Origin of the sequence: Arthrobacter sp. zg-Y769 (genome assembly GCF_020907405.1) — a bacterium.
Classification (GTDB): Bacteria; Actinomycetota; Actinomycetes; order Actinomycetales; family Micrococcaceae; genus Arthrobacter_B.
This window is the reverse complement of sequence record NZ_JAJJOE010000014.1, coordinates 1-14,360: the sequence shown is the minus strand read 5'-3', so window position 1 is coordinate 14,360 and position 14,360 is coordinate 1. Positions and strand designations below refer to the sequence as shown.

At 64.8% G+C, this 14,360-nt stretch carries 15 protein-coding genes; 2 read left to right on the top strand and 13 right to left on the bottom strand.

Features of this window, described 5'->3' with window-relative positions:
• Positions 1–191: 191 nt before the first annotated feature.
• The 5 genes from gatB to LOC60_RS13620 form a co-directional block, all read right to left on the bottom strand.
• Positions 192–1,709, bottom strand: coding sequence for an Asp-tRNA(Asn)/Glu-tRNA(Gln) amidotransferase subunit GatB (gene gatB, locus LOC60_RS13640; RefSeq protein ID WP_230026068.1), 1,518 nt, complete (start codon positions 1,707–1,709; stop codon positions 192–194).
• The gene (gene gatA, locus LOC60_RS13635; protein ID WP_230026066.1) at positions 1,710–3,212 is read right to left on the bottom strand and encodes an Asp-tRNA(Asn)/Glu-tRNA(Gln) amidotransferase subunit GatA; all 1,503 of its coding nucleotides are present in this window, start codon (positions 3,210–3,212) and stop codon (positions 1,710–1,712) included.
• Positions 3,213–3,220: 8 nt separating this feature from the next.
• Positions 3,221–3,517: an Asp-tRNA(Asn)/Glu-tRNA(Gln) amidotransferase subunit GatC gene (gatC, locus tag LOC60_RS13630; RefSeq protein ID WP_227924393.1), complete on the bottom strand. Its 297-nt coding sequence runs from the start codon at positions 3,515–3,517 to the stop codon at positions 3,221–3,223.
• Between the two features lie 207 nt (positions 3,518–3,724).
• Complete coding sequence (locus tag LOC60_RS13625) at positions 3,725–4,219, bottom strand: GNAT family N-acetyltransferase (RefSeq protein ID WP_230026064.1); 495 nt, start codon at positions 4,217–4,219, stop codon at positions 3,725–3,727.
• A 129-nt stretch (positions 4,220–4,348) separates the two neighbouring features.
• The gene (locus LOC60_RS13620) at positions 4,349–4,840 is read right to left on the bottom strand and encodes a TraR/DksA family transcriptional regulator (protein ID WP_230026062.1); all 492 of its coding nucleotides are present in this window, start codon (positions 4,838–4,840) and stop codon (positions 4,349–4,351) included.
• A gap of 148 nt (positions 4,841–4,988) precedes the next feature.
• Between LOC60_RS13620 and LOC60_RS13615 the strand changes: the two genes are divergently transcribed.
• Positions 4,989–5,741 carry a class I SAM-dependent methyltransferase gene (locus tag LOC60_RS13615; RefSeq protein WP_230026060.1) on the top strand — a complete coding sequence of 251 codons (753 nt, stop codon included), beginning with the start codon at positions 4,989–4,991 and terminating at the stop codon, positions 5,739–5,741.
• 24 nt (positions 5,742–5,765) lie between these two features.
• On the opposite strand, the gene LOC60_RS13610 is transcribed toward LOC60_RS13615, so the two are convergent.
• The gene (locus tag LOC60_RS13610; protein ID WP_230026058.1) at positions 5,766–7,172 is read right to left on the bottom strand and encodes an HNH endonuclease; all 1,407 of its coding nucleotides are present in this window, start codon (positions 7,170–7,172) and stop codon (positions 5,766–5,768) included.
• Between the two features lie 93 nt (positions 7,173–7,265).
• On the opposite strand from LOC60_RS13610, the gene LOC60_RS13605 reads away from it, so the two are divergent.
• Positions 7,266–7,481, top strand: coding sequence for a hypothetical protein (locus tag LOC60_RS13605; protein WP_230026056.1), 216 nt, complete (start codon positions 7,266–7,268; stop codon positions 7,479–7,481).
• 257 nt (positions 7,482–7,738) lie between these two features.
• On the opposite strand, the gene LOC60_RS13600 is transcribed toward LOC60_RS13605, so the two are convergent.
• From LOC60_RS13600 to LOC60_RS13570, 7 genes are all read right to left on the bottom strand, one after another.
• Positions 7,739–8,284 carry a phosphotransferase gene (locus LOC60_RS13600; RefSeq protein ID WP_331460823.1) on the bottom strand — a complete coding sequence of 182 codons (546 nt, stop codon included), beginning with the start codon at positions 8,282–8,284 and terminating at the stop codon, positions 7,739–7,741.
• A 314-nt stretch (positions 8,285–8,598) separates the two neighbouring features.
• On the bottom strand, positions 8,599–9,393 hold the full coding sequence (locus LOC60_RS13595) for an inositol monophosphatase family protein (protein WP_230026052.1): 795 nt from the start codon (positions 9,391–9,393) through the stop codon (positions 8,599–8,601).
• On the bottom strand, positions 9,390–11,639 hold the full coding sequence (gene ligA / locus LOC60_RS13590) for an NAD-dependent DNA ligase LigA (RefSeq protein ID WP_230026050.1): 2,250 nt from the start codon (positions 11,637–11,639) through the stop codon (positions 9,390–9,392). Before ligA ends, LOC60_RS13595 begins: the two co-directional genes overlap by 4 nt.
• Before the next feature lie 223 nt (positions 11,640–11,862).
• Positions 11,863–12,741: a hypothetical protein gene (locus LOC60_RS13585; protein ID WP_230026048.1), complete on the bottom strand. Its 879-nt coding sequence runs from the start codon at positions 12,739–12,741 to the stop codon at positions 11,863–11,865.
• A gap of 15 nt (positions 12,742–12,756) precedes the next feature.
• On the bottom strand, positions 12,757–13,206 hold the full coding sequence (locus LOC60_RS13580) for a hypothetical protein (protein WP_230026046.1): 450 nt from the start codon (positions 13,204–13,206) through the stop codon (positions 12,757–12,759).
• A gap of 32 nt (positions 13,207–13,238) precedes the next feature.
• Positions 13,239–13,703, bottom strand: coding sequence for an immunity protein YezG family protein (locus tag LOC60_RS16240; protein ID WP_230026044.1), 465 nt, complete (start codon positions 13,701–13,703; stop codon positions 13,239–13,241).
• Between the two features lie 72 nt (positions 13,704–13,775).
• On the bottom strand, positions 13,776–14,228 hold the full coding sequence (locus LOC60_RS13570; RefSeq protein ID WP_230026042.1) for a hypothetical protein: 453 nt from the start codon (positions 14,226–14,228) through the stop codon (positions 13,776–13,778).
• Between the last annotated feature and the right edge of the window lie 132 nt (positions 14,229–14,360).

Here is a 14,360-nt window from a genome sequence, read left to right as displayed (position 1 = left end):
GCCGGGAGGTCAGCGGTCAGCGGCCTCGTCAATGACCACTTGAATAAACTGCCGTGCCCGCGTCCGAAGGCCGCCCAGGTTCCCTGCCTGGGCGCGGCACGGGACCGGAAGCCGTTAACGCGCCGACCCCCGTGGGGCCGTAAGGCCACACGGGGGTCAGCGGTTGCTGGTCAGGCCGGGAGCCCGGCTTATTAGGCGGAGACGCCCAGGCGTTCGAGGATCAGCTCGCGGACGCGGCCGGCGTCGGCCTGCCCACGGGTGGCCTTCATAACCCCGCCCACGATGGCGCCGACGGCCTGGACCTTGCCGCCGCGGATCTTGTCGGCGACATCCGGCTGGGCCGCGAGGGCGGCGTCGATCGCTTCGAGCAGGGGGCCGTCGTCGGACACCACGGCCAGGCCGCGCTTCTCGATGACTTCCTCCGGGATGCCTTCGCCGGCGAGGACGCCGTCGAGGACCTGGCGTGCCAGCTTGTCGTTGATCTTGCCGGTCTGGACGAGGCGGTCCAGTTCCACGATCAGCTCGGGCGTGACGCCTACGTCCACCGGATCCACTTCGGCTTCCTTGGCGCGGCGGGCAACCTCACCCATCCACCACTTGCGCGCAACCTGGGCGGAAGCGCCGGCGGCAATGGTTTCCTCGATGGCTTCCATGACGCCGGCATTGACGACGTCGCGGAATTCGGCGTCAGAGTAGCCCCAGTCTTCCTTGAGCCGCTTGCGGCGTTCGGCCGGCGGCTCGGGCAGGCGGGAGCGCAGCTCTTCGATCCATTCCGTGGTGGTGACCACGGGCAGGAGGTCCGGTTCCGGGAAGTAGCGGTAGTCATCGGCGTCGGACTTCGGCCGGCCCGAGGTGGTGGACCGGGTGTCCTCGTGCCAGTGGCGCGTCTCCTGGACGATCTCGTTGCCGGAGTCCAGGACGGCGGCGTGGCGCTGGATCTCGAAGCGGACGGCGCGTTCGACGGCGCGCAGCGAGTTCACGTTCTTCGTTTCCGACCGCGTGCCGAACTTTTCCTGGCCGTACGGGCGCAGCGAAACGTTGGCGTCGCAGCGGACGTTGCCGCGCTCCATCTTGGCGTCGGAAACGCCGAGGTTCTTCACGATTTCCCGGATGGCTGCCACGTAGGCCTTGGCCAGTTCGGGGGCACGGGAGCCTGCACCTTCGATCGGCTTGGTGACAATCTCGACCAGCGGAACGCCGGCACGGTTGTAGTCCACCAGGGAGAAGTCGGCGCCCTGGATGCGGCCGGCTGCGCCGCCCATGTGGGTCAGCTTGCCGGCGTCCTCCTCCATATGTGCGCGTTCGATTTCGACGCGGAACACGGTGCCGTCTTCGAGCTCAATGTCCAGGTAGCCGTCGTACGCAATGGGGTCTTCGTACTGGGACGTCTGGAAGTTCTTGGGTGTGTCCGGGTAGAAGTACTGCTTGCGGGCGAAGGTGCAGGATTCGGCGATCTTGCAGTTCAGCGCCAGGCCAATGAGGATCGAGTACTCCACGGCCTTCTTGTTCACCACCGGCAGCACGCCGGGCATGCCCAGGTCCACCGGGGTGACGGCGGTGTTGGGCTCGTCGCCGAAGATGTTCGGGGCGTCGGAGAACATTTTGGTCTTGGTGTTCAGCTCCACGTGGACCTCGAACCCCAGCACCGGGTCGTACTTCTCCATGGCCTCTTCGAAGGACAGGGTTTCATCCTGGATGTGGACGGACATTTACTTCACTCCTCCGAGTACGGGTGCCGAGGCCAGCAGCGGGCCGCCCCACTTCTGTTCCAGCATGCCTTCAAGGGCGGCGCCGGCGCGGTAGAGGCGGATGTCTTCGCGGGCCGGGGCCAGGAACTGGATGCCGACGGGCAGCCCGTCGGACAGGCCGCCGGGAATGGAGATGCCCGGGACGCCGGCCATGTTGGCCGGGATGGTGGCGACGTCGTTCAGGTACATGGCCAGCGGATCGTCGAGCTTCTCCCCCAGCTTGAACGCCGTGTTGGGCGAGGTCGGGGAAATGAGCACATCGGCCTGGGCGAACGCGGCGTTGAAGTCGCGCTGGATCAGGGTGCGCACCTTCTGGGCCGAGCCGTAGTAGGCGTCGTAGTAGCCGGCGGAAAGGGCGTAGGTGCCCAGGATGATGCGGCGCTTGACCTCGTCGCCGAAGCCGGCGGCGCGGGTGGCACCCATGACGCGTTCGATGGTCAGCGGCGGCTCGGCGGGCAGCTCGCGCATGCCGTACCGGACGCCGTCGTACTTGGCCAGGTTCGAGGAGGCCTCGGACGGCATGATCAGGTAGTAGGCACCGAGTGCGTACTTGAAGTTGGGGCAGGACACCTCAACGATTTCCGCTCCCGCGTCCCGCAGCATGTCCAGGGACTCCGTGAAGCGGGCCTGGACCCCGGCTTCGTAGCCTTCGCCCTGCAGTTCCTTGATGACGCCGATCCGCATCCCGGCAACGTTGCCGTTGCGGGCGGCGTCGGCCAGTGCACCCACGGGGTCCGTCAGGGAGGTGGAGTCGCGGGGATCGTGGCCGCCGATGAGTTCCTGCAGCAGGGCAGCGTCCAGCACGGTGCGGGAGACCGGGCCGATCTGGTCCAGCGAGGAGGCCATGGCGATGGCGCCGTAGCGGGAGACGCCGCCGTAGGTGGGCTTGACGCCCACGGAACCGGTGACGGAGGCCGGCTGGCGGATGGATCCGCCGGTGTCGGTGCCCAGCGCCAGCGGAGCTTCGAACGCGGCGACGGCGGCTGCGGAGCCTCCGCCGGATCCGCCGGGGATGCGGTCCAGGTCCCACGGGTTGCGGGTGGGGCCGTAGGCGGAGTGTTCCGTGGAGGAGCCCATGGCGAACTCGTCCAGGTTGGTCTTGCCGAGCATCGGCATGCGGGCGGCACGGATCTTCGAGATCACCGTGGCGTCGTAGGGGCTCATCCAGCCCTCAAGCATCTTGGAGCCGGCCGTGGTGGGCTGGCCCTTGGTGACGATCAGGTCCTTGATGGCGATGGGAACGCCGGCCAGTTCGTGCAGTTCCTCGCCTGCGGCACGGGCCTTGTCGACGTCGGCGGCAACCTGCAGCGCCTCATCGGTGTTGACGTGCAGGAAGGCGTTGATGGCGCCGTCCACCTCGGCGATGCGGTCCAGATGGGCCTGCGTGACCTCGACGGCGGACACTTCACCGGCAGCCAGCTTGGCGGCCAGCTGTGCGGCGCTTGATGTAATCAGTTCACTCATGGAAGCTTTTACTCCTCATCCAGGATGGCAGGGACCTTGAAGCGGCCGGCGGCGTTGTCCGGGGCGCCGGACAGGGCTTCTTCATTGGTCAGCGTCTGCCCCACAACGTCTTCACGGAAGACGTTGACCAGCGGGATGGGGTGGGAGGTGGCCGGGATGTCCTCGCCGGCAACTTCGCTTACGGATTTGATCGAATCCACGATGACATCGAGTTCGCCGGCCATCTTGTCCAGCTCGTCGTTGGTCATCTCAATGTGGGCCAGCCGCGCCAGATGCGCCACAGCCTCACGATTGATCTCAGACATGAGTCTCCCATGCGTCTTTTAGGAACGTGTTTCGGCTTTAAGCCGGTATCCGTTCCAGTCTACGGCGTTTCGGCGCAGGGCATGGAGGCCCCCGCCACACGCTGCCGGTACCCGCTGCCGGTCCGCTGCCGGTGCGCTGCCGGTACGCAAAAGCCGTCCCGCCGCCGTCGGGCGCCGGGACGGCCGGGGCCGCGTACTGATGGAGGATCAGACCGCCTTGCGGAACACCCAGAGAATGTAGTCCTCGCCGGGGACGGTCCAGTCCCGCTCCGGAACCCGCTCAAACCCGCAGGACAGGTAGAGGGCATGGGCGTTGAGCATCGTGGTCATGCTGGTGAGGCTGACTGCTTCGATGCCGTCCTTGTTCCGGGCGTAGTCGACGATGGCGTTGACCATCGCGCGGCCCACTCCCCCGCGCTGGACTGCGGGATCCACGGCGAGCATCCGGAATTCCAGTTCGCCTTCAATGGCGATGTCGGTGTAGGGCTGGCCGGCGTAGGTGATTGCGGCGGAGGCAGCCACCTTGCCGTTCAGCTCGGCTACCCACAGCTCGGTGTGCTTGGCGCGGTCCTCAACGTTTTCCAGTTCCTTGACGTAGGGATTGTCGGCCTCGATGTGATTGCCGTGCAGGTAAGCCTCACGGGTAATCCGGCGAATGTCGTCAAAGTCAGCCTCGGTGGCAAGCCGGATGGTGATGCTCATGCGTGGTACGAGTCCTTAAGGTCTTGGTTGAAGTGCACGTAGATTCTATCCCCGCTCCGGTGGGTTTCCGGACGGCGGTGAGACGGCGCACAGCCTCTGACCCCAACCTGTAACTAACCTGTCGCTGCGCTACCGTCGGCGGACTGCGGCGCACTCCACGCAGAAGCGGGTTTCCGGGCGGATTTCCAGCCGTGCCGCCGGGACGGGGGTTTGGCAGCGTTCGCAGATTCCGTAGCTGTCCGTGTCCAGGCGTTCCCGCGCCTCCATCAGTTCAATCAGGGACGTTTCCGCTGCGGCCAGCAGGGCCACTTCATTGGCCCGTTCCACGGACACCGTGGTTCCTTCGGGATCGTGTTCGTCATCTGCCGGGATGTCCTTCGCGGCCAGCGTGACTTCCCGGATCACCGCGGTCAGCGTGGTGATCTGTTCACGGGTGCGTTCCATCCGTTCGTCGATCAGGCGGGCAAAGTAGGCGGCGTCGAGTTCCGGCGGGGTCTGCAGGGCGGGTGTCGGGCTGGGCGTCGTCGCGGGTTTCGCGGGCGTCGTCTGCGCCGCGGCTGCTACTGGCTCGGGCGTTCCCCGGATGGTCTTCCGCGGGGCTGCGGGTGCTTTCTTAGGCATGCGTTTTCCTCCTGTGAGTCGGTGCTGCACGGGATGCATCGGGATAAATTATCCGACGCCGGGGCGGGGAAACGGCCCCCACGGGACGGTCCTTTCCTCAGGGCTTAATCCCGGTAGGATTCGGGTCAACTGTCCAAAATCCGGGGGAATGATGGTTGACACGTTCTACAACGAGCCGCGGCTCGTGGCGCTCTATGACGAAGACAATGCAGGGCAATGGGACACCGACTTTTACGCCGGTTTGATCGGCGATAAGCCGCTCCGCATCGCCGACGTCGGATGCGGTACCGGGAGTTTCGCCGTGCGGCTGGCGCTGGCGGGCCACACGTTGACCGGCATCGATCCGGCGCACGGCATGCTGGAGGCGGCGCGGGCGCGTGACGGCGGCGAGAGGGTCACCTGGCTGCAGGGCACCGCCGCGGATCTGCCTCCGGGTCCGTTTGATGCTGCCCTCATGACAGGGCATGCGTTCCAGTGCCTCCTCACGGAGGCCGAGATCCTCGAAACGCTGGTAGCTGTTCGGTCCCGGCTCGCCTCCGGGGGAACCTTCTATTTCGAAACCCGGAACCCTGCTGCGAAAGCCTGGCTGGAGTGGGACAGCGGCCGCACCGGGCCGAAGATCCAGGAATCCTCTGCAGGAACGCTGGAGGTGGAGTGGGAGCTGATCTCGGTGGAAGACCAGCCCGACGGCGTGTTGGTCACCTTCGAGGACCGTACCGTTTTCCAGTCCGACGGCGAACGGTTCACCAGCCGCAGCACCCTGAAGTTTGTGCGGGCAGAGGTATTGAAGGACCTGCTGGATCGGGCCGGCTTCAGCTCCGTGGACTGGTACGGAGACTGGGAGGGCGGTCCGTTTGTAGAAGCGTCCAGCCGGGAGATCATTGTGGCCGCGCGGCGGTAATCCGGCTATTTGCTCTGGCCCGCCTCAGAATGGCGGCTCCTGTTCCTGCCGGGAATCGGCCTGCACATAATCCTTCGGTCTGGAATGCTCACTCCAATCCAATGCCGGACCCGGCGGGTCCAGTTCCAAGAAGGGCTCGGTCCGGTAGACGCGGCCCGTCGGCGAAGTCCACTCGATGACCCCGGGCGAGGGCTGACAGGCCTTCCAGTAACCGAGGGTCTTGAACCTGTGGTGCCGGCGGCAGAGGTGTTCCAGGTTCCCGTGGTCGGTAGGACCGCCGCGGGCCCAGTCGACGGTGTGGTCGACGTCCGAGTTCGCTGTACTGACCCTGCACCCGGGGAATCGACAGGTTCCGTCTCGGGCACGGAGCCAGCGGCGGAGCCCGGCCGGTACTTTTCTACGCCGTCCCACTCCGAGGATTTCTCCCGTCCGCGGATCCTGTGCGAGGCCGGTCCATCCGGCAGCGTTCCGGGCCAGTCTTCGGGCAGCTTCTGCGCTGATGGGTCCGTAGCCGTGCAGTTCCGCTGGCTGGTCGTCGGCGCCGAAGAGAGTTTCGGCGTTGATCAGGACCATAATCTCCGCCTTCGGTACCGCACCTTCCCCATCGCATCCGGTATTGCCTGCGCTTGCCATCCCGGCAGCCCTGCCACCGCCGTCAGTTGTGCCTCCGGAACTTGAGCCGAGCCCGCCCATCAACAGCTGCGCCAGGATGTCCGCACGGAGCTGATCCGTGGTCCGGCCATCGCCGGCTACCTGTTCACCCCGCGCTGCAGTGCTGAGGGTCGTGTAAATCTGCTGGGCTTCTGCGGCCCGAAGATAAGCGGAGAGGCAGGACATGCCGTCCTCTTCACGGTCCAGGGTGACTTTGCGCTGCTCGAAGGCGGTCAGATGCCTCTTGCTGATCGTGTCCGGAAACTTCCTCTCCCGCAGCCGCCGGGCCTTAGCGGAGAACTGCGACCGGGTCTGACCCTCCGCTGCCTCCAGTAGGTCAGCTTCGAACCCGGGCAGGCTCGCGGCCGGCACGTTTTGGCACTGGTCCAGGACGACCTGCGCGTGCTGGTAACTAAGCTGGCCTTCTTCCAAGGCGATCAAGGTAGCGGTATGCAAAGTGCAGAGACTGGTCGCTTCAGTAAGGAGCCGCTGACCGGTGACCTGCGGAACGTTCAGGATGGTGGCGCATTCAGAAGCCGCGAGGCTAAAAGCCATCCCCGGTTCGATCCGTTCGGAAGGGGTATATCTGTCGTCCCGGAAGAGCTCCCCCATGCGGTTGACCAGGCGCGCTTCCAGTGCGTGCACCCATGACATCAAATGCGCGACCCGGCCCAGGGCATCGCCCACCATGTCCTCGTCAAAGGCTTCAAGGTTCTGCAACGCCAATGTTCCGGTAAAACCGTCCGGGAAACCGCCGGCAGCCTCTCCGTTCGGACCCACGCGGCCAGCGCCTTCCGGCTCTGTGGATGCAGTTGCTGCGTCCTCGGGAGTGGAAGTGACCGCGGCGTCGTCCTCGGGAGTCGTGGCAGGAGAATGATCGGCACCCGCGTCAGTACCTCCGTCAGGCTCGATAGCCAATTCAGCACGGTAAACCGACAAGGTGCAGGCCATTCGGGGCGCATCCGCTTCACCAGTGGTGCCTTCCGGCTGCTGGTCTTCACTGCCTTGCTCTTCGGTTGTCCGTCCGGTGTTCCCGAGCTGATCCATACCTCAGGATTTCATCCGGCACTGACATTTCCGGGCCAATAACAGCCCAAAAGCAGTGCTCTCGAAAACCGGAAATACCTGTCTTTCGAACGCCACTACCTGCCCGCAAGCCAAGTCGCTGGCGGCGCTCTACCAAACCCTTCGACACCCCTGAAAGCGTGGCGACGGCCCGACTGGTGGCCATGGAGGACCAGATTGCGGACCTGGCCACCGCGGAGCAAGCCATGTAGGACCAAGCCGCCCGAGAACCAGACCGCCGAAGATCGCCTCTCAGACTGAATAAAGCCTGCAGCCGCCATCTACGAAAAGTTCCCCAGCGCATCCCGGAGCATCCGGTGGCCTTGTGCCTCGAACTTAAGGTCGCCGACTTGGTAAGCCCACGCAGCAGTGGAGACAGCTTCGCGCAGCAGCGTTACGTTCCAGAGTTCACTGTCCCTGGAGTCCGGTCCGTACCCCTCAAAGAAGGCGGCTTCGAGATGACTGCGAGACCTCCATTGCTTCACCGCCAAGCGGCAAAGGTCCGTCACGGAAGGCCTCATTTCGTACCGGCCGAAATCGATAATACTCAGTTCACTGCCGTCCATAAGCCAGTTGCGCGGTTGCCAGTCACCATGGGTGGGAACGAGAACCACCGGCTTGGGCTGATAGGCACCGAGAATGGCCCTGACCGGGGCAACGCGTGCCTCTGAAATGCGGTGCGGCTTCTCCAGCCAAGACAACGCTTTGGCAGTGGCCCGTGCCTCATAGCCGATGTCGGTACGCGCGGTCTGCTCGTGGAATATCCGCAAAAGACGGCCGACCTGCCGGTACGTGTCGGGGGCATATTCAGCTTCGGTTCCCTCCACAAGAGACCCTTCCAGATACTCCGTGACCAAGATGTTCGAGGAACGGTCCGACTGGACAAGTTTTGGCGCACGGTTCTGCCGGGACCATACGCTGACCCACGACTCATGGGCGTCGATCTCGCGGCCTATGTGGTGGTTGGAAGCGCGCCCCGTCCGCTACTTGAAGGACGGCAGTATCCAGAAGGTCCCAGGAGAGATCGGAAACGAGTCGCGCCCCCGGTAGCCACTCTTCTACAAGTACGGCCTGACGCGCACTCAGCCGGTTCCGGTGCCAGGTTTCCATTCCGGCAGACTAGCGCCCGTTCCAGCCACAGCTAACCCAGCAGCGCAGCCCCGGCGACAGTGACGGCGTCGAGCCGCTCGGCGTCGTTGGCAGGCTGCGGAGGACGCTGGACCGGCACACCGGCTTCCTCGGCAATCAGGGCCCCGGCTGCGTAGTCGTATTCGTTGAGACCGCGCTCGATGTAGGCATCCAGGGCACCGTCCGCCACCATGCACAGGTCCAGGGCCGCAGACCCCAGCCGCCGCACGTCGGCGAACTCCCCGGCCAGCTGGGGCAGGGCTGCGTACTGTTCGGACCGCACGCCGGCGTCGTAGGAGAACCCGGTGCCGAGCAGCTTTCCGACCCGCTGGGGATCGGGACCGGTGAGCTTCCGTACGCTGCCGTGCTCGGCCAGCCAGGCTCCGTGTCCGCGGGCGGCCGAATACACCCGCACCAGCGCGGGAGCATGGACGACGCCGGCCAGCCACTCGCCGTCGTCGTTCACCGCCGCCACTGAGGTGCCGTAATAGACGATGTCTCGGATGAAGTTGGTGGTGCCGTCCAGCGGATCAATGGACCAGCGAATCCCGGAGGGATGCACCGGGACGGCCGGTTCCAGCTCCTCCCCCATCACGACGTCGTGCGGACGCAGACGTGCGAGAACCTCCCGGACCGCGACCTCGGCGGCTGTATCGAAGTCCGTGACCCAGTCGCCGTCGGCACTCTTGTTCACAGCATTCAGGCCGCCGGCAGAGCGCCGCGCAAGTACAGCGGCACCGGCGGCAGCCGCCTCGCGGGCTACCTCGAGAAGTTCCAGCGGATCCGCCGCGTCGGGCAGCGGCATCATTCGGACTCCCCGACCGGCACGGATTCCGGAACCGGCCCGCCCGGCACGGACCCCTCGGCCAGCAGCGTGCGGAAGCCGTCTTCGTCAATCACGCGCACCCCCAGCTGCTCGGCCTTGTCCAGCTTGGTGCCGGCGTTCTCCCCGGCCACCACGTAGTCGGTTTTCTTGGAAACCGACCCCGACGCCTTGCCGCCGCGGGTCAGGATGGCTTCCTTCGCCTCGTCGCGGCTGAAGTTCGGCAGGGTTCCGGTCACGACGACGGTCAGGCCCTCCAGCGTGCGCGGTGTCGCTTTGTCACGTTCGTCGGCCATCCGCACCCCCGCGGCCGCCCAGGCGTCCACGATCTCGCGGTGCCAGTCCTCGGCGAACCACTCCTTCAGCGCGGCGGCGATGGTGGGTCCGACGCCGTCGACGTGCGCCAGCTGGTCCTCGGTGGCGGCGCGGATGGCGTCCATGGAGCCGAAGGAACCCGCCAGGGCGCGTGCCGCCGTCGGGCCCACGTGCCGGATGGACAGGGCCACCAGGACCCGCCACAGCGGCTGGGTCTTGGCCTTCTCCAGTTCGGTGAAGAGCTTGCGGGTAGTGGCGCTGGGCTCGGAGGGCTTCTTGGCGGTGCCCTTGGTGTAGAAGTAAGGCACGAGTTCGGTGCCGTCCACTACTCCCTTGACGCGCTTCGGCCGTTCGATCCGCACGTCGGCAAGGTCTTCGATCTTCAGGTCGAACAGCCCGGCCTCGCTGGTCAGCGGCGGGGTTTCCGGCTCAGCCGGCGAGGTGAGCGCGATGGCCGCTTCCCAGCCAAGCGCTTCGATGTCGAAGGCGCCGCGGCCGGCCAGGTGGAACACGCGCTCACGCAGCTGGGAGGGGCAGGACTTGGAGTTGGGGCAGCGGATGTCCACGTCCCCTTCCTTGGCCGGCTTCAGCTCGGTGCCGCAGGAGGGACAGTGGGTGGGCATCACGAAGTCGCGTTCGCTGCCGTCACGGAGTGCGACGACGGGGCCCACGATTTCCGGGATCACGTCGCCGGCCTTGCGCAGCACCACGGTGTCGCCGATCTTCACGCCCTTGGCCTTCACCACGTCCTGGTTGTGCAGCGTGGCCATTTCCACGGTGGAACCGGAGACCAGCACCGGCGTCATCATCCCGTAGGGCGTGACCCGGCCGGTACGGCCAACGTTCACGCGGATGTCCAGCAGCTTGGTGTTCACTTCCTCCGGCGGGTACTTGTAGGCCACGGACCAGCGCGGTACGCGGGACGTGTTGCCCAGTGCGCGCTGCAGGCCGAAGTCGTCCACCTTGACCACAATGCCGTCGATTTCGTGCGAGAGATCGTGCCGGTGCTCGCCGTTGTCGGCAATGTACTTCAGCACTTCTTCGTAGGTGTCCAGCACCTTGTAATAGGGCGACGTCGGCAGTCCCCACTGCTTCAGCAGTTCGTAGGTTTCGGACTGGCTGGCCACGTTGAGTCCTTCGCGCGCCCCTATGCCGTGCACGTACATGCTCAGCGGGCGGCGGGCGGTGACTTCGGGGTCCTTCTGCCGCAGGGAACCGGCGGCGGCGTTGCGCGGGTTGGCGAACGGCGCCTTGCCCGCTTCCACCATGGTTTCGTTCAGGTGCGCGAATTCCTTTGAGGGGATGAAGACCTCACCGCGGATTTCCATTTCCGCCGGCAGGTCCTCGCCCTTGAGGGTGCGCGGGATGGAGGCGATGGTGAGTACGTTGTGGGTGATGTCCTCGCCCGTGGTGCCGTCCCCGCGGGTGGCGGCCCGGACCAGTTCGCCGTTGCGGTAGAGCAGGTTGACCGCAAGGCCGTCGATCTTCAGCTCGGTGAGCCACTTGACCTGCGCACCGGGGGCAATATTGGCAACGGACGCTTCGGCCTTGCGTACCCAGGCGTCCAGCTCGTCGAGGGAGAAGACATCCTCGAGGCTGTACATCCGCTGCAGGTGTTCCACCGGAGAGAAGGCCGCGGATACCTCGCCGCCTACTTCCTGGGTGGGTGAATCGTTGGTGACCAGCTCGGGGTGCAGCGCCTCAATCTCTTCCAGGCGGCGGTAGAGCCGGTCGAATTCCGCGTCCGAAACCAGGGGCGCGTCTTCGTTGTAATACGCGAAGCGGTAGCGGCGCACCTGCTCGGCGAGCGTCTGATATTCCTCGCGCAGGTCCCCGGCGGGCGGGGTGTCTGTGCTGACCGATTCGACGGCGGCTTCGGTGTCCGTGGGTTCAGGAGATGTCTTGGCTGTGCTCACCTAACCAATCTTGCCGTATAGCGTCCGGTTGCGGGAGCTTTACGGGACTACGACGCCGGGGCGAGACGTCTCCTGCACGTCGTCACGAACCATGCCTGCCAAGCCCGGGCTTCGGAGCCAGCCACGCCGGAATATGCCCAATTCTGCTCCAACTCCGCGCGCTGCGAAACCACATCCACTGCCACTGGCTCTTCAGACACCTGCGTACCCCCTCGTATGTGGCCTAGCCCGCGACGGGCTTGAGCCGGTTCTGGAACATCTCGACATCCGTGACCGCGGACTCCGGCTGAACCGTCCAGTAGACCCCGGCATCTGCCTTGTTCAAGCCCAGCGACTCTGCGACGTCAGCGTTGTGCCCGGTGTAGAACAACCGGAAGATGCGTGCACCGCCGTCGTGCGCCACATCCGTAATCCGGAAGGGATGCCCCTGCCACCGGCACACCGCATTGACCTCGAACAGGTCATCCAACTCGGAGACCGGCACCTCCCGGCTCCAGCAGCCGCGCATCGTCCGCCGGAACCCGGTAATCTCAGCCGGCGGCTCCGACGCCGCAGCCAGCACCGCCTTGTCACCCACCACGTCCGCCGGGAACTGAAAACCGTCCCATACCGCCGCCCAACCGATCACCGTCTGCGGCACCGTGTGCGCAGGACTGGAGATACCGGAACCCTCGAGGATGCCCCAGCCCGAAGCTGCGTCAATGTACATCGCCAGCAACTGATCCTGCTGACCTTCCCGGATCCGCCACAGCTGCGCACGCGGGGGAATCCGGCACTCGTCCAGGAACCATACCGGCGCAACGCCCCCGCCCCAGCGGGCAAACCCGGTACCGGTGAACGGCGGCCGGTCCACGAACTCCGGCGCCGTCGCCGAATGCACGTAGACCGACGGCGGCGCCTGGAACCGGAGCACGTCCAGATAGTCGGCGGACGGATCCCACGGCGAGCCCGGGAAGCCCAGCCCGTGGGCCTCAAACAGCTCCCGGGGCGACTTCACCTGTGCGACGTCGCCGGCGTTCAGGACAAACCCGGCGATCGTGTCGCGGTTGCCCTCCACCATCGTGCCCACATGGGCCGGGCTGAGCGGCTTCTGGAAAATCAAGATTCCCTGCTTTCCTTATGAAACATGGCCGCCAAGCCCGAGCTTTGGAGCCAGCCACGCCGGAATATGCTCCGGATCCCGCGGGAACTTCTGCTGGTCCTGCTTATAGGACTGGTCGGCAAGCGGGAAACTCCAGTCCGCTTCCTGGTCAAAGTTGTAGTGCGTTTCCACATGGCCCTGGTCATCGAGGCGCATCTCCATGGAAAACCATGTGCCGTACCCCGGCCGATACATCAGCTTGCGTAATGGCCTCAACAGCGAAAAGGCTGCTTTCGCGTTTGCACGCTCTTCGACACCATTACGGTCAACATAGATCATGGATTCCGTCACCTTGCCTGCAGAACGAGCCTCAAACTTCAGGGCCTGCCAGCTCTGCCGGACACTCGCGTCGAGAACCCGAGCCAAATCCCTTTCCAACTCGCTCCTCCGCAAGACCACATCCACTGCCACTGACTCTTCAGACACAGGCCTGTCCCCTCATCATTTGATGGTTACCGCTACTGCACGGGTGAGTTGGAAGCGCTGCCAAGGCCGAGCTTTGGAGCCAGCCACGCAGGAATATGCTCCGGATCCCGCGGAAACTTCTGCTGGTCTTCGACGTAGGACTCATCATCCAAGGGGAAGCTCCAGGCCGCTTCCTCGTCGTAGTTGTAGTGCGTTTCCGCATGCCCCTGGTCATCGATCTTCATGGTCAGGGAGAACCAGGTGCCATACCCCGGCCGGTACATGAGTTTGCGCAACTCCGACATGAGTTTGAATGACTGATTTGAATTTCTTTCAATCTTCACCACACCGTTCCGATCGACGTAGAGCTGGATTTCCGACACGGTGGCGGACTCACGCCCCTCGAACCTGAGCGACCGCCAGCCCGACCGCACACTCCCGTCCACCTCGCGTGCCAACGCCGTCTCCAATTCGGTCCTTCTCAAAACCAATTCCAGACCCGCCAACTGTTCAGACACAGGCCAACCCCCTCATCGTCGAATGGTTACAGCTATTAAAAGGGCGGGAGCCTGGGCTCCCACCCCGTGGAACTAGTTGGAAGCGCCGAGCCCGAGCTTCGGCGCCAACCACGCAGGAATATGCTCCGGATCCCGTGGGAACTGCTTTTGGTCTTCTACATAGGACTGGTCAGACAGAGGGAAAGTCCAGGCTGCCTCTTCGTCATAGTTATAGTGCGTCTCAGCCTGCCCCTGGTCACCACCGATCTTCATGGTCAGGGAGAACCAGGTACCGTACCCCGGCCGGTACATTAGCTTGCGCAACTCCTCGACGAGGTCGAAGGAGTGATCCGAGGGTTCCTCCTTCTTCACCACGCCGTTCCGGTCGACGAAGAGCTGGACCTCCGAAACAGTACCGGCTTCACGCCCCTCGAAGCGGAGCGACCGCCAGCCAGCACGCACGCTCCCGTCCACCTCACGCGCCAAAGCCGTTTCCAGCTCGGAACGCCGCAGAATCAAATCCAGGCCTCCCAATGCTTCGGACATTAGTCAGCCGATGTTCTGTACGGCGGACTTCGCCCGCGCACCCGCACCCGCAGCCGTCTCATCATTCTGCGACAGCGTCTGCTTCACCAACGCAATAATGTTCCGCGTCTCATTGGCAGCATTCCGGAAACG